Raw genomic sequence first — 24,073 nt, forward strand, 5'->3', positions numbered from 1 at the left:
TGGGCACGAGGGCGCTGTCGATCGTCGACGGCGAAGGCGGAACGACCGCTCACTTTGGTGGACAGGAGACGCGCGATGAACGTGACGATGCAACGACTTGCGGCCTGGTGTGGGCCGGTCGCGATGATCGGGTTCCTCATCGGCTGGGGAGCCCTCTGCGGCTTCATCCCGATGCCCTCCTCGAGCGAGTCCGCGCTCGAGGTCCAGCGGATGTACCTCGATCGCCAGACGCTGATCCAGGTCGGGCTGGTCGTGACGATGCTCGCCTCGGCCCTGATCGCCCCGCTGATCGCCGGCGTGTTCGTCCACCTGCGCCGCATCGAGGGCCAGAACGCGGTCCTCGCCTACACGCAGCTCGGGCTCGGCATGCTGCTGCCGATCCTCTTCATCATCCCGTGCTTCCTCCTGCAGGTCGCAGCGTTCCGCCCGGAGCGCGACGCGGACCTCGTGCAGGCGTTCAACGATGCGGGGATGCTCCCGTTCGTCGGCGGGTTCTACGCCACGCTGCTCCAGGTGATCGTCGTGGGCATCGCGATCCTGCGCGACCGCGAGCAGCAGATCTTCCCCCGGTGGGTCGGCTGGTTCAACCTCTGGGTCGCGCTGGCGATGATGCCCGACGTCCTCATCTTCTTCTTCAAGACGGGGCCGTTCTCGTGGCGCGGGATCGCGCCCTTCTACATCATCGTCGTGGCCTTCTGCGCCTGGTTCTTCATCATGGGCTGGGCCGTCCATCGCGCTGCCACCCGGCAGGCCGAAGAGGCCGCTCGCGCGGTCGCCCCGGACCGCGAGCACCAGCCCGAGCCCGAGCCCGTCCTCGCGTGAGCGCCCCTCCCGCTCGAGCCTCCAGAAAGCCTGATCGCATGTCGACGACGATCGATGAACGCCCCGCGGCCACCGCGCCCCCGGTGGTGCCCGACGCCCGCACCCACGTCCCCGGCGAGATCGGGATCTGGGTCTTCATCCTGCTCGACCTGGCGACGTTCGCCGCGCTCTTCGCGGCGTTCCTCCACGATCGCGGGGGTGACGCCGAGCTGTACGCGGCGTCGCAGGCGAAGCTCTCCCAGGACTTCGGCGCACTGAACACCCTGATCCTGCTGACGAGCTCCCTGCTCGTCGTCGCCGGCGTGCGGGGGATCAGGGCCGGTCGGCTGCGGGAGGCCCGGCTCGCGCTCTACGGCGCCGTCGCGTGCGCGCTGGCGTTCTGCGTCGTCAAGGTCTTCGAGTGGGGCGGCAAGTTCGCCGACGACATCACCCCCACGACGAACGGGTTCTGGGAGTACTACTTCGGACTCACCGGGATCCACCTCTTCCACCTGTTGATCGGCCTCGGCGTGCTCACGTTCATGCTGCGCCGGACCCGGAAGGCGCAGCTCACCGGAGCCGACGTCGCGAACGTCGAGACCGGGGCGTCGTTCTGGCACATGGTCGATCTGATCTGGATCGTCATCTTCCCCCTCCTCTACCTGGCGCACTGATGCACAGCTCCGACACGAAGCTCCTCACCCCGCGGATCCTGGTGGTCTGGGGCGTCCTCGTCCTGGCCACCGTGGTCTCCTGGTACCTCGGCACCGACCACGGGTTCTCCTCCAAGGACGGCCAGTCCGTCGCCACGAGCATCGTGCTCGTCGTCGCCTTCGTGAAGATCCGCTTCATCGGATCGGACTTCATGGAGCTCCGGCACGCACCGGCAGGCCTGCGCCGGGCGTTCGACGCGTGGGTCGTCGTCGTCTGCCTCACGCTCGTCGGCTTCTACCTCGGCGGGCAGTAGCTCGACCGCCGCGGTCGCCTCGCCGAGGTCGACCGCGCCGGTGCGCGCCCCATCCGGTCGCGCGCACCCCGACACCCATGACCACGAAGCACGCGCCCGAACAGGGGGCTCCTCCACGCGCGGGAACGGCCACGCTGCCGCGGTACCCGCGCGCGATGGTCGCGACCTCCTGCGCCCTGATCGGCATGATCATGGGCCTCACCGCCGGCGCGATCGCGCTCGTCCCGGACCTCGGCCGGGACCTCCGGGCGAGCCAGAGCGACGTCCAGTGGGTCACCGACGCCTTCCCGCTCCTCGTCGCCGCGCTGCTGCTGCCCGCCGGCGCGTTCCTCGACCGCCACGGGCGCCGGCGCGGCATGGTCATCGGCCTCGTGGTCCTGATCGTCGCGCTCGCGGGGACGAGCGTCGCGACCTCGGTCGACGGCGTGATCGCGTGCCGGGCGCTCGCGGGCGTCGGAGGCGCGCTGATCTTCCCCGGGACCCTCGCGACGATCACCGTCGCGCTCCCACCGGAACGGCGCACCACGGCCATCGGGTTCTGGGCCGCGAGCACGGTCGTCGGCGGCACGGTCGGCCTCGTCGTCTGCGCCGTCGGGGTCGAGCTCGTCTCGTGGCGCGCGCCGTTCGCGGTCTTCTGCGGCATCGCGATCCTGCTGCTCCTGCTGACGCTCGCGACGGTCCCCGAGTCCCGGGCGGACGAGGACGTACCGGCCGACCGGGTCGGGGCGTGGACGTCGATCGTCGCGGTCGGCGGGCTCGTCCTGGCGGTCACCGAGGGCCCGGTGCACGGCTGGCTCTCGGCGACCACGGTCGTCCCGGCCCTGATCGGCGCGACGATGCTCGTCGTCTTCGTGGCGTGGGAGCTCCGGGTCTCCCACCCGCTGCTGGACGTCCGGTTGTTCGCCGAGGGGCGCTTCGGGGCGGCGACCACCGCCCTGTTCGTCCTGTTCTTCGCGCACTTCGCGCTGTTCTTCCTGGCGTTCCAGTACCAGGGGTACGTCCTGGGCCGCTCGACGCTCGAGTGCACCCTCGGAGCGCTTCCGCCGCTGGGGGCCTTCGCCTTCACCCCGCTGGGGCCGGTCCTCGCCGCCCGCTTCGGGCGACGACGGCTGGTGACCGGTGCGATGGCGATCAGCGTCGCCGGCGCGGTCCTCGCCGCGGGCATGGGTGCCGCGGGCACCGCGACCTACTGGACGTTCGCCGCCGGAGCGGCGCTCGTCTGGCTCGGCATGGCCCTGGCGATGTCGACGCCCACCGAGATGATCATCGAGGCGGTGCCGCCGGAGAAGCACGGCGTGGCCAGCGCGGTCAACGACCTGGCTCGCGAACTCGCCGCAGCGGTCGGCATCGCGGTCGCGGGCTCGGCCTTCAACACCGGCTACCGCAGCTCCGTCGACGACCATGTGGCAGAGGTCCCCGGGGGCCTCGGGCGGACGGTCCTCGAGTCGCCGGCCGCCGCGCTGGCGGCCCTCGAGCGGCGTCCCGACGGCGCGGCCTCCGTCGCGGTGGTCCACGACGGCGTGCTCGCGGGCTGGACGTGGTCGCTGGTGATCATGGCCGGCGTGCTCTTGGTCGGTGTCGTGGTGGTCCGGGCCCGGTGCCCGGCGGGCGGCACGACGGCGCTTCCGCGGGACCTGGTCGACGCCCGATGAACGCGATGCGTCGGCGAACGGGGTCCACCCGGTCGCCCTCGGGAGCGAGGCACGCAGGTCAGCGCTGCGCCCGAGATCCGTGGGCGACCGAGCGGGACGAGCCGTCGGTCGACCAGGTGCCCGAGCACCGGGCGCAGACACGTCCGTCGGCGCTCAGGATCTCCGCCTCGATGAACGCCAGCTGGCGGCCGCGCCTGGAGACCTCGGCCGAGCAGCGCAACGGCGGGAACGCCGGGCGGTGGTAGTTGATCGTGAGCGTGGCGGTCGCGGGCAGGGCATCCGGCGTCGAGCTCGACATCGCGGTCAGCCCCATGACGTGATCGGCGATCGCCCCGACCAGCCCACCGTGCAGCGCCCCGTTCGGGTTCGTCGCCCACGGCGAGCGCTCCATCACGAGTTCGACCCGGCCGGGCAGGAACGAGGTGCATCGGGCGTGCAGCGCGTGGGACGTCGTCAGCGCGTTCGCCCACTCCAACCACTCCTCCTCGCTCCCGCCGAACGGTGCTGCGGCCTGCGGTGTGCGATCCGTCATCTGGGCTCCTGGGGCATCGGGGGGTGGGCGCCGCCCCGCGGCGTGCCCGTAGGAATAGCAAACGTCCGTTCACGAACGTGAGTCCGGCTTCACCGGCGCGGCCGTGACACGGCGGCTGTTCCTCGCTTCGGTAGGGGGAAGTGGGAGACTGCTGCTCGGTGGTCACACGGTGCCGGTGCGCGACGCTATTGTGAACGTACGGTTCTTCCGTGCGGGGCGGTGTGCCTTTCGCGGGAGCGGTCACGAGGAGCGAGCATGGCGACGACGGCGAAGACGACGACGGGTCCTGGGGGCGACGCGGAGGACCGCATCGTGGTGCGCTGTCCCGCCGACGGCCACCTCGTCGGCGAGGTCCCCGTGCAGACGACCGACGAGGTCCGTGCGATCGCCGACCGGCTGCGCGCCGCGCAGCCCGCGTGGGAGGCCCTCGGGTTCGCGGGCCGGGCTCGCTGGCTCGGGCTGTGGCGCGACTGGTTCCTCGACAACGGCGAGCGCCTTGCGGGGATCGTGCAGGAGGAGACCGGCAAGTCGTGGAACGACGCGGGCGTCGAGGCTCCTACGGCGGTCGAGGTCATCAACTACTACGCCGAGCACGGCGAGGCGTTCCTGCGCACCGAGCACCCGAAGCCGCACACGAAGGCGATGGCGATCAAGCAGCTGTCGCTCGAGTACAGCCCGCACCGCCTCGTCGGGGTGATCTCCCCGTGGAACGCCCCCGTGGGCGTCCCGGCGTTCGACGTCCCCGGCGCGCTGATGGCCGGGTCCGCCGTGCTCACGAAGTCGTCCGAGTGGACGCCCCTCGCCTGGGAGGAGGTCGTCCGCGGGTGGAACGAGGACCTCGGCGCACCGGCGGTCCTCGGCTCGGTGACCGGCGCCGGGGAGACCGGCGCGGCGGTCGTGGACGTCGTGGACTTCCTCCAGTTCACCGGCTCGGCCCACACCGGCCGCCGGATCGCGGCGCGGTGCGGCGAGCGCCTGATCCCCTGCAGCCTGGAGCTCGGCGGCAAGGACGCGATGATCGTCCTCGCCGACGCGGACCTCGAGCGCGCCGCCAGCGGTGCGGTCTGGGGAGGCTTCTTCAACGCCGGCCAGATCTGCGTGTCGGTCGAGCGCCTCTACGTCGAGGACGCCGTGCACGACGCGTTCGTCGCCCTCGTGACCGAGAAGGTCGCCGCCCTGCGCGTCGGCATGGAGACGGGGCAGGACATCGCGTACGACTACGGGGCGATGGCCAACGAGGCGCAGATCGACATCGTCGACCGGCACGTCGCCGACGCGCGGGACAAGGGCGCCCGCGTCCTCGCCGGTGGAGCGCGACGTCCCGGCCAGGGGCTCTTCTACGAGCCGACGGTGCTCGTCGACGTCGACCACGGGATGGACTGCATGCGCGAGGAGACGTTCGGGCCGACGCTGCCGATCATGCGCGTCGCCGACGAGGCCGAGGCGATCGCCCGGGCCAACGACTCGGAGTACGGCCTCTCGGCGTCGGTGTGGACGACGGACCGCGCACGCGGCGAACGCGTCGCCTCCGCACTGAACGCCGGCGGGGTCAACATCAACGACATGTACATCAACATGTTCCAGATGCCTCTCCCGCAGGGCGGCTGGGGCGCCTCGGGCATCGGGGGCCGACTCGGTGGTGCGGCGGGGATCCGCAAGTTCTGCCGCGAGCGCGCCGTCGTCCGCGCCCGCGTCGCACCGAAGACCGAGATCCAGTGGTACCCCGCCTCGAACCGCAGCGCCGGGATCCAAGGTCGCGCGACCCGCTTCCTCGGCGCCCGGGACTGGCGCCGGAAGCTCGGCCTGAAGCCGCGCCCGTGAGCGTCACCGAGAGCACGCTCGCGCGGACGATCCGCGACCGTGTCGCGACCCCGCTGCAGGACGACCGATCGATCGACCTGCACGCCGAGCTCGACCGCGTCCTCGCGGACGTCGGGTTCGCCGCCGCGGACGCCGGCGGAGCGGTCGAGTTCACCGGCCGCGACCCGATCGCCGCCAGCCGGCTCGCCCTGGCGTCGGCCGCCGGGCTGGGCCTCGTCGCGAAGTCCGTCGCGGTCGCCCGGCTGTGGCGCACGCGCGGCGGCGACGGGCAGGACCTCGCGATCGACCTGCGCTCCGCGCCCCGCAGGCTCTGCCCCTTCTACGAGGGCAGGTGGGAACGGATGAACGGCTACCCGGCCGGCTCCGACTTCGACCTCGCCACCGCGCTGCACTTCACCTCGCTCTATCGCTGCGCCGACGGCGGATGGGTCCTGCCGCAGGCGCAGTACCCGAAGCTCCGCCGCCGCGCGCTGAAGCTCCTCGGCGTCCCCGACGACCGCGACGCCGTCGCCGGCGCGATCGGGCGCTGGAACGCCGCCGACCTCGAGCGGGCCGGGGCAGAGGCGGGCGTCGTCATGCCGCTCGTCCGCAGTCCCGAGGCGTTCCTCGCGGAGGAGCAGTTCACCGGCCACCTCGCCGACCTGCCGTTGATCGAGCTGGAGCGCACCGGCGACGCCGACCCGGTCCCCCTGCCGTCCGGCCCCGAGCAGCCGTTCTCGGGGATCCGGGCGCTCGGCATGGGCCACGTGATCGCCGGCGGCGGCATCGGCCGGACGCTCGCGCTGCACGGCGCCGACGTGCTGAACGTCTGGCGCCCGCTGGAGTACGAGAGCCCCGGCGCGTACCACTCGGCCCAGTTCGGGGTGCGGTCGACGACGCTCTCCACGAAGCACGACACGGGCCGCGACGCCCTGGAGCGCCTCGCGTCGCGCGCCGACGTCTTCTACGCCAACCGTCGACCCGCGATGCTCGAGAAGGTCGGGTTCACCGCCGAGCAGCTCGCGGAGCGGCACCCCGGGATCGTCCACGCGAGCGTCAGCGTCCACGGGCGCACGGGCCCATGGGCCGACCGCCCGGGGTTCGACCAGACCGCCGGGGCCGTCTCCGGCATCTTCGACGTCGAGGGCCGGGACGGCGTCCCCGCGATCCCGCTGATCACGGTCGTCAACGACTGGATCGTGCCGTGGTTGGCGACGGTGGGCATCGTCTCCGCGCTCGAGCGCCGCGCCGTCGAGGGAGGGTCGTGGCGGGTCCACGTCTCGCTCACGCGCGTCGCGCTCTGGATCCTCGGCCTGGGCGTCTTCGACCGCGACTACGTGGCCGAGACCGCCGGCGTCGGCGACGAGCACGCCTACCTCCCACCCGAGCTCCTGCACCACGACGGGCCGATGGGCCGGTACCAGGGCGTGACCGACCAGGTCCGCATGTCCCGCACCCCCGGCCACCACCGCCACGGCCTGCTGCCGATGGGCTCGGCCCCGCCGCGCTGGCTCGACGACCCGGAGTCCCCATGAGCACCCGCCCGATCATCATCGCCAACTGCTCCGGCTACTCCGGCGACCGGCGCTCCGCCCTCCGCGAGGCACTCGACGGCGGTCCCGTCGACGTCATCGTCGGCGACTACCTCGCGGAGATCACGCTCGCGGGGATGGCGGCGCGTCGCGTGCGCGGCCGCGGCGAGGGGTACAGCACGGAGCTGCTCGAGCAGCTGACCGGGTGCCTCGACGAGCTCGTCGAGCGCGGGGTCAAGCTCGTCGTCAACGCGGGCGGCTTCGACCCGGCAGGGCTGGCCGAACGACTGCGCGAGCTCCATTCGGGCGCCCGCCCGCTGCGGGTCGCGCACCTCGAGGGCGACGACCTCACCGGCCGGCTCGACGACCTGCAGGCCCGCGGTCACGAGCTGCCGAGCATGGACACGGGGCGGCCGTTCTCGTCCTGGGGCCACGACGCCCTGAGCGCCAACGCGTACCTCGGTGCGTGGGGGATAGCCGACGCACTGGCCGGCGGCGCGGACGTCGTGATCTGCCCGCGGGTGACCGACGCGTCCCTGGTCGCCGGGCCCGCCGCCTGGTGGCACGACTGGGCGACGGAGGACTGGGATCGCCTCGCGGGAGCGATCGTGGCCGGCCACGTCATCGAGTGCGGGCCGCAGGCCTGCGGCGGCAACTTCTCCGGGTTCACGCACGTCCCGGGGATGGTCCACCCGGGGTTCCCGATCGCCGAGATCGAGGCCGACGGCACCGCGGTCATCACGAAGCACCCGGGCACCGGCGGCGCGGTGACCACCGACACCGTGAGCGCACAGCTGCTCTACGAGATCCAGGGCCCGATCTACCTGAACCCCGACGTCACGGTCGACCTCCGCGACGTCGAGCTGACGACGGTCGGCGCCGACCGCGTCCGCGTCGCGGGGGCGCGGGGCACGCCGCCGCCGGCGACCACGAAGGTCGCGATCACGGCGATCATCGGCTGGGAGAACGCGTTCTCCGGCTACCTCTGCGGCCTCGACATCGACGCGAAGGCGGCGCTCGTCGAGGCCCAGGCCCGCGACGTCCTGGCCGGCAGCCCGGTCGAGCTCGCGCGGGTCGACCGGATCGGCTCGGCGGAGGAGGATCCGTCGTCGATCGAGGCCGCGACCGTCGGCCTGCGCTTCGTCGGCCGCGCCGCGACCGCCGATCCGCTCAAGCCAGGAGCGTTCTTCCACCGGGTCCACGGCACGATCCTGTCGAGCATCCCCGGCTTCCACGCCGACGGCTCGTCAGGCCGGGCGACCAGGCCGAGCCCGCTGATCGAGTACTGGCCGGCGCTCGTCCCGGTCGCCGAGCTCGAGCCCGTCGTGGTCCACGACGGCGGGGAGCGCATGCCGGTGCGGACCGTCCCGACCGCGACGCCCCCGGTCGTCGCCGACGACGAGGGGCCTGCCGCCGACGCGGCCGATCCGGGACCGCTGACGCGCGTACCGCTCGGCGCGCTCGTGCACGCCCGGGCGGGGGACAAGGGCGGCAACTCGAACCTCGGCTTCTGGACCGGCCCCGAGGCGTGGGAGTGGCTGCGCGGTTTCCTCACCGCGGACCGACTCCGCGAGCTCTACCCCGAGGCCGCCGGCCTGCTGCTGACCCGCCACGAGCTCCCGCACCTGCGCGCGGTGCACTTCGTCGTCCACGGGAACCTCGGGACGGGGTGCTCCAGCAACGGCCGCCTCGACGCCCTCGGGAAGTCCGTGGCGGAGTACGTGCGAGCCCGGCACGTCGACGCGCCGGAGGCCCTGATCGGCTCGCACCTCCGCGGAGCCGAGGTCGCGGGCCCGGCGATCTGACGGCGGTCGGGCCGGGACGGACCGGGGCCGCTCAGGCCCCGGCGGCCGCGAGCAGCTCGTCGCGGTCGGTGAGCTTCCGGCGCGGTCGACCCTCGTCCGCGCCCGCCCGGGTCTCCGCGGCGTCGATCGCGCGCCAGCCGCCGGTGTCGACGATCCGTGCACCCCCCTGCTCGAGCCGCTCGCGGACCGCGTCGGCGTCGAGCACACCCTCGTGGTCGAGCTGCCCGGCGAGCGCATCCTCGATCACGAGCGTCGCCGTGTCGTAGGCGCAGAGCTTGTTCGTGCCGATCACCCCACTCGGCCCGCGCTTGATCCAGCCGCTGACGTACGTGCGGGCTGCGGCCTCCGGATCCCCGGTCACGCGCCCGGCCATGTTCGGGATCAGCGAGCGTCGCTCGTCGAACGGCACGCCCGGCACGGGACGTCCGCGGAAGCCGATCGCGCTCATCACCAGCGAGGCGTCGAGCTCCTCCGTCGCGTCCGTCGGTCGGGCGAGGATCGCCCGGTGCTTCCCGCGGTGGAGCTCGTTCCGCGCCAGGCGCAGCCCGCGGACACGACCGTCCTCGCCGAGGATCTCCACGGGGGAGACGAGGAAGCGCAGCACGATCCGCCGCTCGGCCTCGGTCGGCGCCGCGCGGGCCACGCCGCGAAGCACCTTCATGTTGCGCACGGCGCGATGCCCTGGCTGCGTCGTGTTGAACGATGGGTCGATCGCGAGCTCGTCCCGCGGCATCGTCACCCCGAAGCGGCTCGTGAGCGCCTTGAGCTCCGGAGTCGTGAAGGCGGCGTGCTCCGCGCCCCGCCGGCCGAGCACCACGACCTCGCGGATCCGGCTCTCCGACAGCGCCTCGAGGGCGTGGTCGGCGATGTCGGTGCCGGAGAGCTCGTCGGGCGGCAGGAGCAGCATCCGCGCGCAGTCGAGCGCGACGTTGCCGTTGCCGACGATCACGGCGCGATCCCCCGAGAGGTCGAAGGTGCGGTCGCGGAACGCGGGGTCGCCGTTGTACCAGGAGACGAAGTCGGTGGCCGGGTGGCAGCCGGCGAGATTCTCGCCGGGGAGGCCGAGGCTGCGAGCGTCGGGGCATCCGGTGGCGTAGACCACGGCGTGGTACCAGCGCTGGAGGTCGGCGTGCTCGACGTCGCGGCCGACCTCGACGCCCCCGAGGAACCGGCAGCGCCCGGAATCCAGCACCGCCTCGAACCGCCGCGCGACGGTCTTGATCCGCGGGTGGTCCGGTGCGACGCCGCCGCGGACGAGACCCCACGGCGTCGCCTGGCGGTCGATGAGGTCGACGTCGAACGACGCGGCCTCCTCGTCCAGGAGCCGTGCGGCGAGGAAGGCGCCGGAAGGGCCGGAGCCCACGATTGCCACGCGACGTCGTCCCGCATCCATGCGTGCAGTCTACATCGACGAACCGATCGGTAACTATTTTGCCGTGATGAGGAGCGATGTCGCCGTCAATTGCCTGTTTTGAAAGGAGAACGTCCTGACACGGCGGGCCGTCATGGCGATACTCTGAAGTGAACGATCGTGAAGCAAGAGTGTGCTTCCGGCCCGCATCACGACCCCGGAGGAGCCCGCGGCATGTCCTACGTCATCACCGCACCGTGCATCAACACGCGCGACGCGTCGTGTGTCGAGGTGTGTCCCGTCGACTGCATCCATCCGGCTCCGGGTGAGCCGGGACACGAGACCGCCGAGCAGCTCTTCATCGATCCGGAGGAGTGCATCGGCTGCGACGCGTGCGTCGAGGTCTGTCCCGTCGGGGCGCCGTGGCCGATCGAGGACGTCCCGGCCGAGCACCGGGACTTCGTGGGGATCGCCGAGGCGTACTACGCCGCCGCCGCAGCGGACGGCGGTGCGGGAGTCTCCGCGGCGGGGGTGGCGGCGAGTCCCGCCAGCACGAAGCGGGCGACGTAGTCGGGCAGGTCCTGCACGCCGACGGACTCCCGCGGCCAGTGCGCGAACGAGTTCAGCAGACCGAGTGCCGCGTGGGCCGCTGCGCGATGCTCGGCGCCGCCACACGTCGGCAGGACGTCGGCGATGGCCCGGGTCCAGCGCTCGAGGTACGCCTCCGTGCGCCGGAGGATGCGCCGGCGGGTGTCCGGATCGAGCGAGTGGTCCTCGCGGGTCCAGATGCTGGTGAGCTCCCGCTCGGCGAGCACGAACGTCGCGTGGGCGCGGACCATCCCGGCGAGTCGCGACTGGGCGTCGGGGCCCGATGTGACGGTCGCTGCGAGCAGGCCGTCCAGTGCCTCGTCGAACAGTGTGGCGAGGATCTCGTCCTTGCCCGCGAAGTGCCGGTAGATCGCGGGGCCGGTCACGCCCGCCCGTGTTCCGATGTCGTCCACGCGCACCGTGGAGAAGCCACGGGCATGGAAGAGCTCGGCGGCGGCCCGGAGGATTGCGCGGTCGGTCTCCACGACGCCGATCCTACTCGCTCCGGCGACGTCGTCGGGACGATCGTTCACTATTCGTTGCCTTGATTTTGCTCCTGCCGAAAGCATCTTCCGCGTCGAAGCAGACCGATCGTTCACTCTTGATAGGTTCGCGGCACCTGCCGGGCGTACCCGGCCGACCAGCGCCGTCCCGGCGCGACGACGGAGGAGTGGCGATGAGGACGAAGCGGGTGGTCGTGGAGCGGCCGGCGGACGGGGTCGCGTCGGTGGTCCTCGACCGCCCCGACCGCCTGAACGCGTTGGACCAGGACGGGTTCGACGACCTGACCGAGGCGTTCGCGACCGTCGGTGCGGATCCGTCCGTGCGCGCGGTCGTGGTGACCGGTACGGGCCGCGCGTTCTGCGCCGGCGCGGACATCTCGGGTGCCGGGGGACTCGCCGACGAGGACGCCGCCCGGCGATGGATGGAGCGCACGCACCGTGGACCGTTGGCGTTGCACCACCTGCCGCAACCGACGATCGCCGCGGTGGTCGGCCCCGCCGCCGGCGCCGGCCTCGGCCTGGCGCTCCTGTGCGACATCCGCCTCGGAGACCCCACCGCGTCGTTCTCGGCGCCGTTCGGTCGGATGGGCCTCGTTCCGGACTTCGGCGTCTCGACGACGCTGCCCGCCGTCGTCGGCTCGTCCCTGGCGACCGAGGCGCTGCTCACCGGCAGGAAGATCGGCGCCGAGGAGGCCGTCGCGGCCGGGATCCTCTCGCGGATCACCGACGACGTCCGCGCGGAGGCCGAGACCATCGCGGCCAGGATCGCCGCGCTCCCGGGCGACACCGCCGCGGTCACCAAGCGGCACCTCCGCGACTGCGCCGCCCACCCCGTCGACCACGTCCTGCGCCGGCTGGAGCCCGACGCGCAGGCGCGCGCCCTCGCGCACCCCGAGTTCGCCGCACGGGCCAGGGCCTGGTTCGCGGCGAAGGGCGGGGCGAAGCGGTGACCGCCCTCGAGGACGAGCGCCGGACGGGGAGCCCGTCGGCCGCTCCGCCCGGCGGACGTCGTCGCGACGGACGTCGCCGGAGCGGCGCTGGCGCCGGACGTCCGGTGTCGTGTCGGGACGTCGATCGCCGAGACCCTCGCGGCCCTGCACGCCGTCGACGTCGACGCGGTGGGTCTCGGGGAGCTCGGGCGCCGCGACGGGTACGCCACCCGGCAGCTTCGCCGCTGGCAGCGTCAGTGGGAGGACTCGCGGACGCGGGAGGTCCCCGCCCTGGACCGCACCCACGACCGTCTGGTGCGGCACACGCCGGAGCAGCGCTCCGTGGCGATCGTCCACGGCGACTACAAGCTCGAGAACGTGCTGCTCGATGCCACCGGCGGCATCACCGCGGGCCTCGGGCCGTGACCTCGACGACCTGCCGTTCTTCCGGGCGCTCTCGGCGTGGAAGCTGGCGGTCATCTACGCCGGGGTCGTGGCCCGGTTCCGGGCGGGGCCGGAGGACGCCAACGCCGACCCCGACCTCTTCGAGCCCGTGATCGACGCGCTGGCGGCCGAGGCCGACGAGCTCTCCGCGTCGCTCGCATGACCGCCGGGAGCAGCGCCCGTCAGCGGACGGTGAGCCCGCCGTCGACCACGAGCGTCGCGCCGGTGACGTAGGAGGCGGCGTCGCTCGCGAGGAACACGACTGCACCCGCGAGCTCGTCGGGATCGCCGAGCCGGCCCGCGAGCGAGCGGTCCGCCTGGGCCTGCAGGTACGCGCTCGGCAGACCGTCGGTCATCTCGGTGAGGAAGTAGCCCGGCGCGATCGTGTTGACGCGGATCCCGCGCCGCGGCGTCCACTGCTGGGCCAGGTCGCGGGTGAGTCCCGTCAGCGCGGACTTGCTCGCCGTGTACGCGGCCTGGGGGAGGCCGGCGGTCGTCAGCGCCAGGACGCTCGCGACGTTGATGATGCTGGAGCCCGGCTCCATCGACGCCGCGGCCGCCTGCGCCGCGAAGAACGCCCCGTCGACGTTGACGGACATCACCCTGCGGAACTCCTCGGGTCGTTCTCGGAGGGCGGGGACGGCCGAGCCGATCCCCGCGTTGTTCACGAGCACGTCGACGCGTCCGAGACCCTGGACGGCCCGGTCGACCATGCGGTCGCACGCATCGGGGTCGGTGACGTCCGTCTCGACCGCGAGCACGCGACGTCCGCGTCGCTCGATGTCCGCGCGGACGCCGTCGAGGAGGGCGACGCGCCGGGCGGCCAGGACGACGTCCGCACCGGCTCCCGCCAGCGCGTGGGCGATGGCGACCCCGAGCCCGGAGGAGGCCCCGGTGACGATGGCGACCTTGCCGGCGAGGGAGAAGCGCTCGGTGCTCATGCCGGGGACGCCGCGCGGCGGCGGGTCTCGGTCGCCTCGCGCTCGCGCTGCCGCGCGCGGACGGCGCGCCGGGCGATCGACCAGCGGTGGGTCTCGTTGCTCCCGTCGTAGATCCGGAAGGGCCGGACCTCGTCGATGAGGCGTCCCAGCGGATCGACGAGAATCCCTTCGCTGCCACTGAGCTGGACCGCGGAGTCGACGATGCGGTTCACGGCCTCGGAGACGTGGACCTTCGCGACCGACGACGCGCGCTGCCCGTCTCGGTCGCCGGCGTCCAGGATCGCGGCGGTCCGAGCGATCGTCGCCCGGCTCGTCTCGATGTCGATCACGGCGTCGGCGATCAGGCGCTGTGCGAGCCCCAGATCGGCGAGCCGGCTGCCGAAGACCTCCCGGGTCTCGGCGCGGTCCAGGGCGATCTCGAGCGCGCGGCGTGCGCACCCGAGCCACCGCATGCAGTGCGTGAGCCGGGCCGGCGCCAGCCGGACCTGTGCGTACTTGAACCCCTCGTGCGGCGCACCGAGCACCTGGTCGGCCGGGACGTGCACGCCATCGAGGCGGATCCGGGCGTGGCCGCCCGGCGAGATCCGGTCGATCGTGTCGAGGGCCCCGACCGTCTCGTAGCCGGGGGTGTCGGCGTCGACGAGGAACATCGTCGCGCCGTGGGTCGTCTTCGCCATCACGATCGCGAACGCCGCGCCGGCGCCGCCCGTGATGAACCACTTCTCGCCGTCGATCCGCCAGCCGTCGCCGTCGGGCTCCGCGACCGTCGTGAGCATCGACGGATCGGACCCGGCGCCGGGAGCGCGCTCGGTCATCGCGAAGCACGATCGGACGTCCCCGGCCGCGAGCGGGGCGAGGAACCGGTCGGCCTGCTCCGGCGTGGCGATCCGCTCGAGCATCGCCATGTTGCCCTCGTCGGGGGCGGCGCAGTTCATCGCGAGCGGCCCGAGCAGGCTGCGCCCCGCCTCCTCGAGAACGACGGACTGGCCACGGACGTCGAGCCCGAGACCACCGAACTCCTCGGCGACGTGCGGGGCGAAGAGGCCCGCGGCGCGCGCCGCGTCCTGCAGGTCGGCGCGCAGGCCGTCGTCCGGCCCGTGGCCGCGCACCCGGTCGCGGGCCTCCATCGGGATGACGACGTCGTCGATGAACGCGCGAGTGCGGTCGCGGAGGTCGAGGAGCTGATCGGAGAGCGTGAAGTCCATGGGGCGATCGGGGTCGGGGACGGAGAGTGGGTGACGCAGCACGCGGTGCGTCCCGCGGGGAGCGCCGGGTGACGACCGGCGTCCGGGCGTCCGGGCGTCCGGTGTCGCGTCAGGCGACGTCGCGGTACATCGCGACGAAGCGCGCGACGGCCTCGACGCGGTTGCTCGCGCCGAGCTTCCGCACGAGACGACCGACGTGGTCCTTCACCGTGTCGGTCGACATGAACAGCTCCTGCCCGATCTCGGGGTTGGAGCGTCCGGCGGACATCAGGATCGCGATCTCGCGCTCGCGGTCGGTCAGGAAGTCGGTGGCCGAGCGCGATGCGTCACCGTGGCCGACGTCGACGAAGAGGGCGACGCGTCCCGGGGTGCTGAGGGCCGTGATCGGTGCGCCGGTGGCCTCGTGCATGAGGGCGTTGGCCGATGCAGTCAGGTGCTGGAGCTCGCGCGAGAGGTCGGAGAGCCGCGTCCGCAGCACGATGTGCTCGAGCGCGCTGGTCAGGACATGGGTGAACAGCGCGATCGTCGCCCGCTCGTCCTCTCCGACCTCTCCCTCGGCCCGGTCGACGACGAGGAGGGCCACGACCCGGGACTCCGGGAGGATCGGCATGACGACGAACTCGTCGAGCAGCAGGAGTCGTCGCAGATCGCTGCCCTTCGACTGCCGGACCGCCCGGTCGGCCTCGGCCGCGCGGATCAGCTCGGCCTCGGCGCTCTCGGGGCCGAGGCGGATCTGCCGGTCGGTCGCCGGACCCATGAGGTCACGCGCCGTCGCGTCGACGAGCCGCAGCACGGCGGGGTCGACCGACAGCAGCCCACGTTCGACGCAGAGCACGGCCGCACGGTCGAAGCCACACGAGGACGCGGCCTCCTGGACGGCCAGGGCGAAGAGCTCCGGCACGGTCCGCACGGAGTGCAGGCGCCGGCGGAGGGCCCGGAGCTCCCGCTCGTCCCAGGTGGGTGCCGAGCGGCCGCGTGCGGCCGACGGCGTGCCGACCGCGACGGCGGCCAGCGGGACGACGGGTTCGGATCCGGGCATCGTCGGCCTCAGGCCAGCTTCAGGGGGAGGTTGCGCAGACCGCGCGCCTCGCCCCCCAGCCACTTGAGCTGCGTCTCGTCGGCGAGCTCGAACGACGGGATGCGGGCCAGGAACTCCTCGATCGTGACCTTCAGCATGAGCTTGCCGAAGTGCACGCCGACGCACCTGTGGGGACCCATGCCGAAGCCGAGGTGCTTGTTCGGCTTGCGCTCGAGGTCCACGTCGTCCGGGGCCGAGAACTGCGCGTCGTCGCGGTTTCCCGACGCCCAGTGCAGGAGCACGCGGTCGCCCTTGCTGAGCGGGCACCCGCCGAGCTCGGTGTCCTGCGTGACGGTGCGGCCGAGACCCTGCAGGGGGCTGCTCCAGCGGATGAGCTCCTCCAGGGCGAGGTTCGGGACCTCGCCGGCCTTCCGGAGCTGCTCCTGGTCCTCGGGGTGCGTCGCGAGGTAGTAGAGGGCCCCGTTGATCGCGCTCGCGGTGGTGTCGACAGCACCGAACAGGAGCACCATGAGGTTCATGACGATCTCCTGGTCGGCGAGCTTCCGGCCCTGGAACTCGCCCTCGATCAGGAGCCGCAGCAGGTCGTCCTCGTCGGAGGAGTCGGAGGCCTGCTCGCGGCGGGCCATCACGAGCTTCGTGGCGGTCTGGAACATCTCCATGCCCGCTTCCGCCACGCGCGGCGTCTCGGTCCCGCGGAGCCTCGTGACGTCGTCGGTCGCCTTGATCATCAGCTCGTGGTCCTCCTCCGGGAAGCCCACGAAGCTCAGGGTGGCCTTCGGCGCCATGACCGTGGCCACGGTCGACGAGACCTCGAACTCCTGCTGGCCGACGAGCGGGTCGATCAGCTCGACCGCGAGGGCACGGATGCGGTCCTCGTGCTTCCGGGCGGCGTTGACGGTGAGCGCCGGGTTGATGATCGCCCGGTAGTCGCGGTGCGCGGGAGGGTCGATGTCGATCGGGATCATGCCCACCATCGGGAGCGGCGGGATGCCGTCCCCGTCGGCCGACGAGAAGCGCTCCGTGTCCTGGGCCGCCTCGACGATGTCCGCGTACCGGGAGACGACGTGGAAACCGCCGTACTTGTCGCTCCTGGCGACGGGCTCCTCCTCGCGCAGCCGCTTCCAGAACGCGTACGGATCGTCCACGTACTCGGCCGCGAAGTGGTCGTAATCCTTGGCAAGACCCATGGCCTTCTCCTCCTGTCGACTGATCGGGGCGAGTCTAAGCAGCGGACGAACCGCTTGGCAAGAAACTTTGAACCGAACGTTCACTAAGACCCCGCGACGATGGTAGCTTGTCCGCGTGGGACAGACGACGAACGACCTGCTGCTGGATCGCCTCGACGACGGGGTCGTTCTCTTGACGCTCAACAGGCCCGACAGCCTGAACGCGATCACGATGGCGATGCAGTCGGATCTCGACGAGGCGATCGGTGAGCTCGAGACGGAGGACGACGTCCGTGCCGTCGTCATCACGGGCGCCGGTGAGCGGGCGTTCAGCGCGGGGTACGACCTCCACGAGATGGCGGACTGGTCGGCCGACGAGCTGCTCCTGTGCCTGATCAAGCGCGAGCGCTGGCTCTGGCACCTCGTCGAGACGCGCCTGCCGATCGTGGCGGCCCTCAACGGCCTCTCGTTCGGCGCCGGGGCGATCATCTCGGCCGGCGTCGACCTCCGTGTCGGGTGCCCGGAGACGAAGGTGCGGTTCACTGCCGCCTCCTACGGCGGGGCGAACGCGACGTGGTGCCTGCCGCCGCTGGTCGGGAGCGGTCGGGCCGCGGAGCTCCTGCTCACCGCCCGGGTCCTCGAGGCCGTGGAGGCCGAGCAGATCGGGTTCCTGAACGCCCTCGTCGCGCAGAAGGACGTCGTGTCGTGCGCCGTGCGGATGGCCAGTGCCGTAGCGGCGAATCCGCCCGAGGGCACCCAGGCGATCAAGCGCCTCATGCGGGAGCACCGGGGGCGCGACACGCAGGATCGCTTCGAGGCGGAGAACCTCGTCATGCGCACCGATCTGCGCCCGCGGCCGATCTCCGAGGTGTACGAGAGCAACGCCTCGTCTCCGTTCCGTCCGCGGAACGGCAAGAGAAGTTAACGATCGGTTCGTAAGGCTGTTAGGGTTCGGTTCATGCAGCGACACGTCCAGACCGAGTTGGCGGCGCGGTTCCTCGAATACATCAACGGCCACACGACGGACTACGCCGAGGCCGAGATGGAGATCCCGGCGAAGACGTACTTCGACCGCGAGTACAACGACGCCGAGCGCGAGAAGGTCTTCCGCACCCGCCCGATCGTCATCGCGCACAGCTCGGAGCTCCCGAACGCGGACGACTTCATCACCCGCGACCTCATCGGCACGAGCGTGCTGCTCGTCCGGCAGCGCGACGGCCGGCTCAAGGCGTTCTCGAACGTCTGCCGCCACCGCGGCGCGAAGCTCGCGCTCGAGGAGAAGGGCTGCGCCCATCGCTTCAAGTGCCCGTACCACGCGTGGTCCTACAACGCCGACGGCACGCTGCGGTCGATCCCGTTCGGCGAGGGCTTCGGCGGCATCGACCGCTCCGAGTACGGACTGATCGAGCTCCCGGTCGACGAGCGCCACGGGATGATCTGGGTCGTCCTCACGCCCGGCGCGCCGCTGGACATCGCCGACCAGATCGGTGAGGACATGGACGCCGAGCTTGCGTCGTTCGAGCTCGACCAGTACACGCTGGTCCGCGAGGCGACCTACGACGAGCCGATGAACTGGAAGGTCGTGGCCGACGGGTTCATGGACCCGTACCACCTCCAGTTCGTGCACCCCAAGACCGTCGGACCGTTCTTCAACACGAACGTCTACGCGCTCGACGTGCTCGGGCCCAACGCGGCCCGCCTCGTCGTCTCCCGCCGCAGCATGCACACGATCAAGGGGGAGGACCCCGCGACCGTCGACCTGATGCCCCACATCATCAGCAACTACATCCTGCTGCCGAACACGTTCGTCGCGGTCGAGCCGAACCACTTCGAGATCTGGACGATCTCGCCGCACGCCACCGACCCGGCCCGCTCGACGACGACGCTGCGCTTCCTGCTCCGCGAGCCGCCGAAGGACGAGAAGGAGGAGCAGTACCTGGAGAAGAACTGGAAGCTGCTCGTCCACACGGTGGTCGACGAGGACTGGGGCGTCGGACGTGCGCTGCAGCAGGGCCTGCCGCTGAGCAACATCGAGAAGACGCTCAGCGGTCGCAACGAGGCGCCGATCCAGTTCCTGCACGGCAAGCTGGCGGCGCTCGTCAGCGACGACGGCGACCTGGAGATGGCGCCGCCGGAAACGCCGTACCCCCGTCGCTACGGGAACCTCGTCGGCTCCGGCACCGAGGGATGACGACCATGACCACGAGTGGAGAGCACGGATGAACGTCGCCGAACGGTGTGACTACTGGGCCCGCTGGATCCCGGAGCACGTCGCGATCCGCGAAGGATCCGAGGACCTGACCTGGGCCGCCATGGGCGACCGCGTCGCCCGCGTCGCCGGCGGGCTCGAGGCCCGGGGCGTCGAGCCCGGTGACCGCGTCGGCATCCTGGCCTCCAACAGCACCGCGTGGTGCGTGCTGGCCATCGCCGTCATGCATCGCGGCGGCGTCGTGGTGCCGCTGAACATCCGCCTCGCACCGCCCGAGCTGCGCATGATCCTCGAGCACTCGGGATGCAGCGTCGTCGCGTACGACGAGACGTTCGCCGGTCTCTACGAGGCCGCGAACGGGGACGACACGCACCGGACCACGGTCTCGCTCGACGACCGCGCCCCCGCCGGCGTCACGGTCTCGGAGCTCGCGACCGCCGACCCGTCACTGGCCGTCGACCGCGACCGCGACGACGCCGCCGTCCTCGGGTACACCTCCGGCACGACGGGACTGCCCAAGGGCGTCGTCCTCACGCACGCCAACATCGTGGCGTGCGCGCTGCAGACCGCCCACGCGGAGAGCTCGATGTTCGAGCGACGCACCCTGCTCTGCATCCCGCTCGCCTTCACGGGCGGCATCGTCAACAACTTCCTGTCCACGTACGTCGTCGGCGGGCTCCTGGTCCTCGAGCCGACGTTCGTCCCCGACCGCGTCGTCGAGCTGATCGCCTCCGAGCGGATCACCACCTGGTTCGCCGTCCCGGTCATGTGGCAGGCCCTCGTCGGGACCGAGGCCTTCGCGGACGCCGATCTCTCGAGCCTGACCACCGCGATCTGCGGCGGGGCGCCCGTCCCGGGCGCGCTGCTCGAGGCGTTCCACGCCAAGGGCGTCTCCGTACGACAGGCCTACGGGATCACCGAGGCCACCGGCAGCGCCTGCCTGCTGCCGGCCGCGTTCGCGCACCGCACCGCAGCTGCCGGCTTCCCGAACATCGACACCCAGATCCGGCTGCTCGACGACGAAGGCGTCGAGGTCCCGACCGGCGACGTCGGCGAGATCGTCATCAAGGGCCCGCAGGTCATGCGCGAGTACTGGAACGACCCGGCCGCCACGGAGGCCGCGCTGCCCGACGGCTGGCTCCGCACCGGAGACCTCGCGCGGTTCGACGAGGAGGGTCTCGTCTACGTCGTGGACCGCAAGAAGAGCATGTTCATCTCCGGCGGACTCAACGTCTATCCCGCGGAGATCGAGCGGATCGTCGACAATCTCCCCGACGTGGCGGAGTGTGCGGCATTCGGACTGCAGCACGAGCGATGGGGCGAGGCCTGCGCCATCGTCGTGCGCGGCGCGTCCGGGGCGGTCGACGAGGACGCGCTGCTCGCCCACTGTCGCGAGCAGCTCGCGGACTACAAGGTCCCGCGGACCGTCTTCCACACCGACGCCCCGCTCCCGCGTGGCATGTCCGGAAAGATCCTGAGGAACGAGATCCAAGATGCCTACGGCGAAGTCTCCGTCTGACACCACGACGGGCGACGCGCCCGCGGAGGAGAAGTCCGAGGCCCGCCCGGCGACCCGGCGGACGCGCGATCCCCAGCGCGGCCCGCGGATCCTGCAGGCCGCCACCGAGCTCTTCTACGAGCGCGGCTACCACGCCGTGTCGGTCGACGAGATCGGTGAGGCCGCCGGCGCCACCGGCGCCGCGATCTACCGCCACTTCTCGGGCAAGGACGAGATCCTGGCGACGTTGTTCGACGACGCGCAGGATCGCTACCTGATCGCCGTCCCGGACCCGACCGAGGACCCGTTCACGGACCTCGCGGTGCTGATCTCCCGCAGCCTCGAGCTGACGCTCGCGCAGCGGGAGCTCGCGAGCATCTGGGCCCATGAGCACCGGGCGCTCTCGGCGCCGCAGCAGCGCCGGCTCTGGCGCCGCTCGCGGCAGTACCTCGAGCGCTGGGTCGTGATCCTGCGGCGGTGCTTCCCGGAGCGCAGCGACAAGGACCTGATCGCCGCCGCGCGATCGGCCCTCGGGATCCTGACGTCCCTGGCGTCGATCCCGGGCCGGACGGTCAGCGAGGGCGAGGCGAAGATCGCGCAGCAGATGGCCATGGCCGGCCTCAGGAGCCTCGGCGAGCCCGAGGCACCGCCGCAGCAGTGAGGTCGCGGCCCGCGGGCCGCGACCGACCAGCACCCAAGAGGAGGATTCGACATGGCAGAGCCGTGCGAAGGACCGTGCCCGAGGCGCGGAGACACCCCACGCCGTCGTCCGGCCCGGGGCTGACGTGGCCGCCCGCGAGCAGCGGACGGTGCCGACCGGACCGTCGGACCACGACGGCGTCGAGCACTGGACGACCATCGACTGGTCCCGCCACACGCGGGACACCGTCATCGACGGCCGCCGGATCCGGTACGTCGACTACGGCTCCGGCACGCCGATCGTCCTGATCCACGGGCTCGGCGGCTCGTGGCAGACGTGGCTGGAGAACCTGCCCGCACTCGGCCGCGAGCACCGCGTCGTCGCCGTCGACCTCGGCGGTTTCGGGCTCTCGGAGCCGCTGCCTGCCCCGGCCGCGATGGCGACGCAGTCCGAGCGCATCGTCACCCTCATGCGCCAGCTCGACCTCGGGCCGGCGACGATCGTCGGGCACTCGATGGGCGGCATCGTGGCCCTCGGGATCGTCGCCGCAGAGCCGGACGTCGTCGGCCGGCTGGTGCTCGCGAACGCCGGCGGGATCCCGTTGTCCCCCGGCCGCGTGAGGATCATCGTCACGGGCTTCAAGCTCTTCAACCTCGTCTTCGGCCGTCCCGGCGTCATGCGCGCCGTCGCCCGGCGCTCGCGCCTGCGCAACGCGCTGTTCGCCGGCTTCATCGGCGATCCGCGCACGATGACCGCCGCGCTGGCCGCGCACGTCGTGCCGGCGATCGCCGCCCCCGGCTTCGTCGCCGCGGTGATCGCGGCGTCCGAGGTCGTCCGCACGCTCAACGCCGAGGAGGTCGAGTGCCCGATCCTGCTGATCTGGGGGGCCGCCGACCGCATCCTCCCGCTGGCCGGGGCCGAGCTGCTCGTCACGCAGCTGCACGACGGCGAGCTCGTCGTGCTCGACGGCGTCGGGCACTGCCCGATGTTCGAGGCGCCCGAGCGCTTCAACCGCGCGCTCCTGGACTTCACCCGGACGCCCGACACCGCAGGAGCATCGACATGAACACCGGGGACGCCGCGGAGTTCTTCCGCACCTGGGGATCCGCGACGGAGATGAACGAGCTCGAGTCGGCGATGTGGCGCGGCGAGCGCCACCCGGCGAACTCGTCGAGCGGCGTCTTCGTCGAGATCCTCAGCAGCACGCCGGACCGCGAGCGCGTGATCGGCGCGCACGAGAAGATCGTCGGACTGCTGCCGCGGTTCGGGCAGCGCGTCGTCGACCCGCCCTTCTCGTCCCGACCGCCCCGCTGGGTCACGGACGACCAGTTCGACCTGGGCTACCACCTCCGCCACGTGCGCCTGCCGGCCCCGGGGGATCTGAAGACCCTGATGGAGTTCGCGCAGGCGCGTGGCGTCACGCCGTTCGACCGGACACGCCCGCCGTGGGTCGCTCGACCTCGTCGAGGGACTCGAGGACGGGAAGGCCGCGTACGTCCTCGTCGTGCACCACTGCCTGATGGACGGCGGCGCCGCGCAGCAGCTGCTCGCGTTCGTCCAGAACCGCGACCCCGACGTGCGGCTGCCCTGGCCGGACGCCGGCGCACGACCCGGCGCGGACCCGCCGCGGCCGCTCCCTGGCGTGTTCTCGGGCGCGGTGGCGACGGCCGGCCTCGCGCGACGCTCGGTGTCCCTCGCGACGAAGGCCGCACGGGTGCGGCCGCGCGCGGCGCTCGGCTACGCGGCGTCGATGGCCCGCGTGCTGGCGCCGCCGCCCGCCACGCCGTCGCCGCTGATGAATCGCGGCCGGCGTGTCGCGTGGCGGTTCGGGACGGCCGAGTGCGAGCTCGCCGATCTCAAGGCCGCCGGCAAGGCCGCGGGCGGGACGATCAACGACGCCTACGTCGCCGGGATCCTCGGCGGCATCCGGCGCTACCACCTCCGCGCCGACGCACCACTGGGCGACATCCCGATGTCGATGCCGGTCTCCATGCGCATCGAAGGCGACCAGTCCGGCGGCAACCGCTTCGCTGCCGCGTTCTTCGCCGGACCCACGAGCGTCGACGACCCGGTGAAACGCATCCAGCTGCTGCGGAAGACCGTCTCGCGGATGCAGACCGAGCCCGCCCTGGACTTCTTCAGCGTCCTGCTCCCCGTCGCCAACCGCGTCCCGCAGGCGTTGACCGCCGGAGCGTTCATCGCGATGCAGGCCCGCGCCGACCTGACCGTCAGCAACGTCCCGGGCGTGCCGTGGGGGATCCACATGGCCGGCAGCCGCGTCGAGCGGATGCTCTGCTTCGGCGCCCTCCCCGGCTCGGCGCTGACGACCGTCCTCTGCTCCTACGACGGCCACTGCTCGATCGGCATCAACTGCGACGGCGGCTCCTTCGCCGAGCCGGACCTCCTGTTCTCCGACCTCCAGGAGGGCCTCGACGAGGTCCTCGCCCTGGGGTCGTGACGCCCGCATCCCC

Annotated in this window: 25 protein-coding genes and 1 pseudogene; 18 read left to right on the forward strand and 8 right to left on the reverse strand. The window is 72.2% G+C overall.

What is annotated here, in order from left to right; all coding sequences use genetic code 11:
* Positions 1 to 75 precede the first annotated feature (75 nt).
* From PATMI_RS34135 to PATMI_RS28440, 4 genes are all read left to right on the forward strand, one after another.
* Positions 76 to 822 carry a hypothetical protein gene (locus PATMI_RS34135; protein ID WP_157260675.1) on the forward strand — a complete coding sequence of 249 codons (747 nt, stop codon included), beginning with the start codon at positions 76 to 78 and terminating at the stop codon, positions 820 to 822.
* 38 nt (positions 823 to 860) lie between these two features.
* On the forward strand, positions 861 to 1,475 hold the full coding sequence (locus PATMI_RS0108250) for a cytochrome c oxidase subunit 3 (RefSeq protein WP_051471213.1): 615 nt from the start codon (positions 861 to 863) through the stop codon (positions 1,473 to 1,475).
* Positions 1,475 to 1,768 (forward strand): cytochrome C oxidase subunit IV family protein, encoded by a 294-nt coding sequence (locus PATMI_RS0108255; protein WP_036725509.1) that lies wholly within the window; start codon positions 1,475 to 1,477, stop codon positions 1,766 to 1,768. Before PATMI_RS0108250 ends, PATMI_RS0108255 begins: the two co-directional genes overlap by 1 nt.
* A 77-nt stretch (positions 1,769 to 1,845) precedes the next feature.
* Positions 1,846 to 3,420, forward strand: coding sequence for an MFS transporter (locus PATMI_RS28440; protein ID WP_084269790.1), 1,575 nt, complete (start codon positions 1,846 to 1,848; stop codon positions 3,418 to 3,420).
* 58 nt (positions 3,421 to 3,478) lie between these two features.
* On the opposite strand, the gene PATMI_RS0108265 is transcribed toward PATMI_RS28440, so the two are convergent.
* Entirely contained in the window at positions 3,479 to 3,952 is a 474-nt protein-coding gene (locus tag PATMI_RS0108265; RefSeq protein ID WP_026910551.1) for a PaaI family thioesterase, read from the reverse strand.
* Between the two features lie 255 nt (positions 3,953 to 4,207).
* Between PATMI_RS0108265 and PATMI_RS0108270 the strand changes: the two genes are divergently transcribed.
* The 3 genes from PATMI_RS0108270 to PATMI_RS0108280 are packed head-to-tail and all read left to right on the forward strand — an operon-like array spanning position 4,208 to position 9,089.
* A complete protein-coding gene (locus PATMI_RS0108270; protein ID WP_026910552.1) occupies positions 4,208 to 5,773 on the forward strand; it encodes an aldehyde dehydrogenase family protein in 1,566 nt (521 codons plus the stop codon).
* Complete coding sequence (locus PATMI_RS0108275) at positions 5,770 to 7,287, forward strand: CoA transferase (protein ID WP_036725512.1); 1,518 nt, start codon at positions 5,770 to 5,772, stop codon at positions 7,285 to 7,287. Before PATMI_RS0108270 ends, PATMI_RS0108275 begins: the two co-directional genes overlap by 4 nt.
* Positions 7,284 to 9,089 carry an acyclic terpene utilization AtuA family protein gene (locus PATMI_RS0108280; protein ID WP_026910554.1) on the forward strand — a complete coding sequence of 602 codons (1,806 nt, stop codon included), beginning with the start codon at positions 7,284 to 7,286 and terminating at the stop codon, positions 9,087 to 9,089. The genes PATMI_RS0108275 and PATMI_RS0108280 overlap by 4 nt, the downstream gene beginning before the upstream one ends.
* 31 nt (positions 9,090 to 9,120) lie before the next feature.
* Here the strand turns inward: PATMI_RS0108280 and PATMI_RS28445 are convergent, their stop codons facing one another.
* On the reverse strand, positions 9,121 to 10,461 hold the full coding sequence (locus PATMI_RS28445; protein ID WP_245604135.1) for an FAD/NAD(P)-binding protein: 1,341 nt from the start codon (positions 10,459 to 10,461) through the stop codon (positions 9,121 to 9,123).
* A 213-nt stretch (positions 10,462 to 10,674) separates the two neighbouring features.
* On the opposite strand from PATMI_RS28445, the gene PATMI_RS35810 reads away from it, so the two are divergent.
* The gene (locus tag PATMI_RS35810) at positions 10,675 to 11,010 is read left to right on the forward strand and encodes a ferredoxin family protein (protein ID WP_026910555.1); all 336 of its coding nucleotides are present in this window, start codon (positions 10,675 to 10,677) and stop codon (positions 11,008 to 11,010) included.
* Here the strand turns inward: PATMI_RS35810 and PATMI_RS0108295 are convergent.
* Positions 10,923 to 11,513 (reverse strand): TetR/AcrR family transcriptional regulator, encoded by a 591-nt coding sequence (locus PATMI_RS0108295; RefSeq protein WP_026910556.1) that lies wholly within the window; start codon positions 11,511 to 11,513, stop codon positions 10,923 to 10,925. The genes PATMI_RS35810 and PATMI_RS0108295 overlap by 88 nt on opposite strands.
* Before the next feature lie 191 nt (positions 11,514 to 11,704).
* Between PATMI_RS0108295 and PATMI_RS28450 the strand changes: the two genes are divergently transcribed.
* The 3 genes from PATMI_RS28450 (at position 11,705) to PATMI_RS0108310 (ending at position 13,067) form a co-directional block, all read left to right on the forward strand.
* Positions 11,705 to 12,481 carry an enoyl-CoA hydratase/isomerase family protein gene (locus PATMI_RS28450; RefSeq protein ID WP_157260676.1) on the forward strand — a complete coding sequence of 259 codons (777 nt, stop codon included), beginning with the start codon at positions 11,705 to 11,707 and terminating at the stop codon, positions 12,479 to 12,481.
* Positions 12,482 to 12,604: 123 nt separating this feature from the next.
* The gene (locus tag PATMI_RS0108305) at positions 12,605 to 12,886 is read left to right on the forward strand and encodes a phosphotransferase (protein WP_245604319.1); all 282 of its coding nucleotides are present in this window, start codon (positions 12,605 to 12,607) and stop codon (positions 12,884 to 12,886) included.
* Positions 12,849 to 13,067 carry a hypothetical protein gene (locus PATMI_RS0108310; protein WP_026910558.1) on the forward strand — a complete coding sequence of 73 codons (219 nt, stop codon included), beginning with the start codon at positions 12,849 to 12,851 and terminating at the stop codon, positions 13,065 to 13,067. Before PATMI_RS0108305 ends, PATMI_RS0108310 begins: the two co-directional genes overlap by 38 nt.
* A gap of 19 nt (positions 13,068 to 13,086) precedes the next feature.
* Here PATMI_RS0108310 and PATMI_RS0108315 read toward each other — a convergent pair whose 3' ends face one another.
* The 4 genes from PATMI_RS0108315 to PATMI_RS0108330 form a co-directional block, all read right to left on the reverse strand.
* The gene (locus tag PATMI_RS0108315) at positions 13,087 to 13,845 is read right to left on the reverse strand and encodes an SDR family NAD(P)-dependent oxidoreductase (protein ID WP_026910559.1); all 759 of its coding nucleotides are present in this window, start codon (positions 13,843 to 13,845) and stop codon (positions 13,087 to 13,089) included.
* Positions 13,842 to 15,050: an acyl-CoA dehydrogenase family protein gene (locus tag PATMI_RS0108320; protein WP_026910560.1), complete on the reverse strand. Its 1,209-nt coding sequence runs from the start codon at positions 15,048 to 15,050 to the stop codon at positions 13,842 to 13,844. The genes PATMI_RS0108315 and PATMI_RS0108320 overlap by 4 nt, the downstream gene beginning before the upstream one ends.
* 109 nt (positions 15,051 to 15,159) lie before the next feature.
* A complete protein-coding gene (locus tag PATMI_RS0108325; RefSeq protein ID WP_026910561.1) occupies positions 15,160 to 16,089 on the reverse strand; it encodes a helix-turn-helix transcriptional regulator in 930 nt (309 codons plus the stop codon).
* Positions 16,090 to 16,097: 8 nt separating this feature from the next.
* Positions 16,098 to 17,276, reverse strand: a complete 1,179-nt coding sequence (locus tag PATMI_RS0108330) for a cytochrome P450 (RefSeq protein ID WP_026910562.1) — start codon at positions 17,274 to 17,276, stop codon at positions 16,098 to 16,100.
* A gap of 115 nt (positions 17,277 to 17,391) precedes the next feature.
* Here PATMI_RS0108330 and PATMI_RS28455 point away from each other — a divergent pair, with 115 nt between their 5' ends.
* The 5 genes from PATMI_RS28455 (at position 17,392) to PATMI_RS28470 (ending at position 22,668) form a co-directional block, all read left to right on the forward strand.
* Positions 17,392 to 18,180, forward strand: coding sequence for an enoyl-CoA hydratase/isomerase family protein (locus PATMI_RS28455; protein WP_051471217.1), 789 nt, complete (start codon positions 17,392 to 17,394; stop codon positions 18,178 to 18,180).
* 33 nt (positions 18,181 to 18,213) lie between these two features.
* On the forward strand, positions 18,214 to 19,446 hold the full coding sequence (locus tag PATMI_RS28460; protein WP_051471218.1) for an aromatic ring-hydroxylating oxygenase subunit alpha: 1,233 nt from the start codon (positions 18,214 to 18,216) through the stop codon (positions 19,444 to 19,446).
* Positions 19,447 to 19,474: 28 nt separating this feature from the next.
* Entirely contained in the window at positions 19,475 to 20,983 is a 1,509-nt protein-coding gene (locus tag PATMI_RS0108345; protein WP_026910563.1) for a class I adenylate-forming enzyme family protein, read from the forward strand.
* Entirely contained in the window at positions 20,958 to 21,623 is a 666-nt protein-coding gene (locus tag PATMI_RS0108350) for a TetR/AcrR family transcriptional regulator (protein ID WP_051471219.1), read from the forward strand. The genes PATMI_RS0108345 and PATMI_RS0108350 overlap by 26 nt, the downstream gene beginning before the upstream one ends.
* Before the next feature lie 148 nt (positions 21,624 to 21,771).
* Positions 21,772 to 22,668, forward strand: coding sequence for an alpha/beta fold hydrolase (locus PATMI_RS28470; protein ID WP_169738339.1), 897 nt, complete (start codon positions 21,772 to 21,774; stop codon positions 22,666 to 22,668).
* Here PATMI_RS28470 and PATMI_RS38180 read toward each other — a convergent pair.
* Positions 22,631 to 22,921 carry a hypothetical protein gene (locus PATMI_RS38180; RefSeq protein WP_051471220.1) on the reverse strand — a complete coding sequence of 97 codons (291 nt, stop codon included), beginning with the start codon at positions 22,919 to 22,921 and terminating at the stop codon, positions 22,631 to 22,633. The two genes, PATMI_RS28470 and PATMI_RS38180, sit on opposite strands and share 38 nt — an antisense overlap.
* Here PATMI_RS38180 and PATMI_RS38770 point away from each other — a divergent pair.
* Positions 22,857 to 22,991, forward strand: a pseudogene (locus PATMI_RS38770) (wax ester/triacylglycerol synthase domain-containing protein); the annotation flags it as partial. The gene PATMI_RS38180 and the pseudogene PATMI_RS38770 overlap by 65 nt on opposite strands.
* A 22-nt stretch (positions 22,992 to 23,013) precedes the next feature.
* Positions 23,014 to 24,060, forward strand: a complete 1,047-nt coding sequence (locus PATMI_RS28475) for a wax ester/triacylglycerol synthase domain-containing protein (protein WP_051471221.1) — start codon at positions 23,014 to 23,016, stop codon at positions 24,058 to 24,060.
* Positions 24,061 to 24,073 lie beyond the last annotated feature (13 nt).

The organism is Patulibacter minatonensis DSM 18081 (assembly GCF_000519325.1).
Taxonomy (GTDB): Bacteria; Actinomycetota; Thermoleophilia; order Solirubrobacterales; family Solirubrobacteraceae; genus Patulibacter; species Patulibacter minatonensis.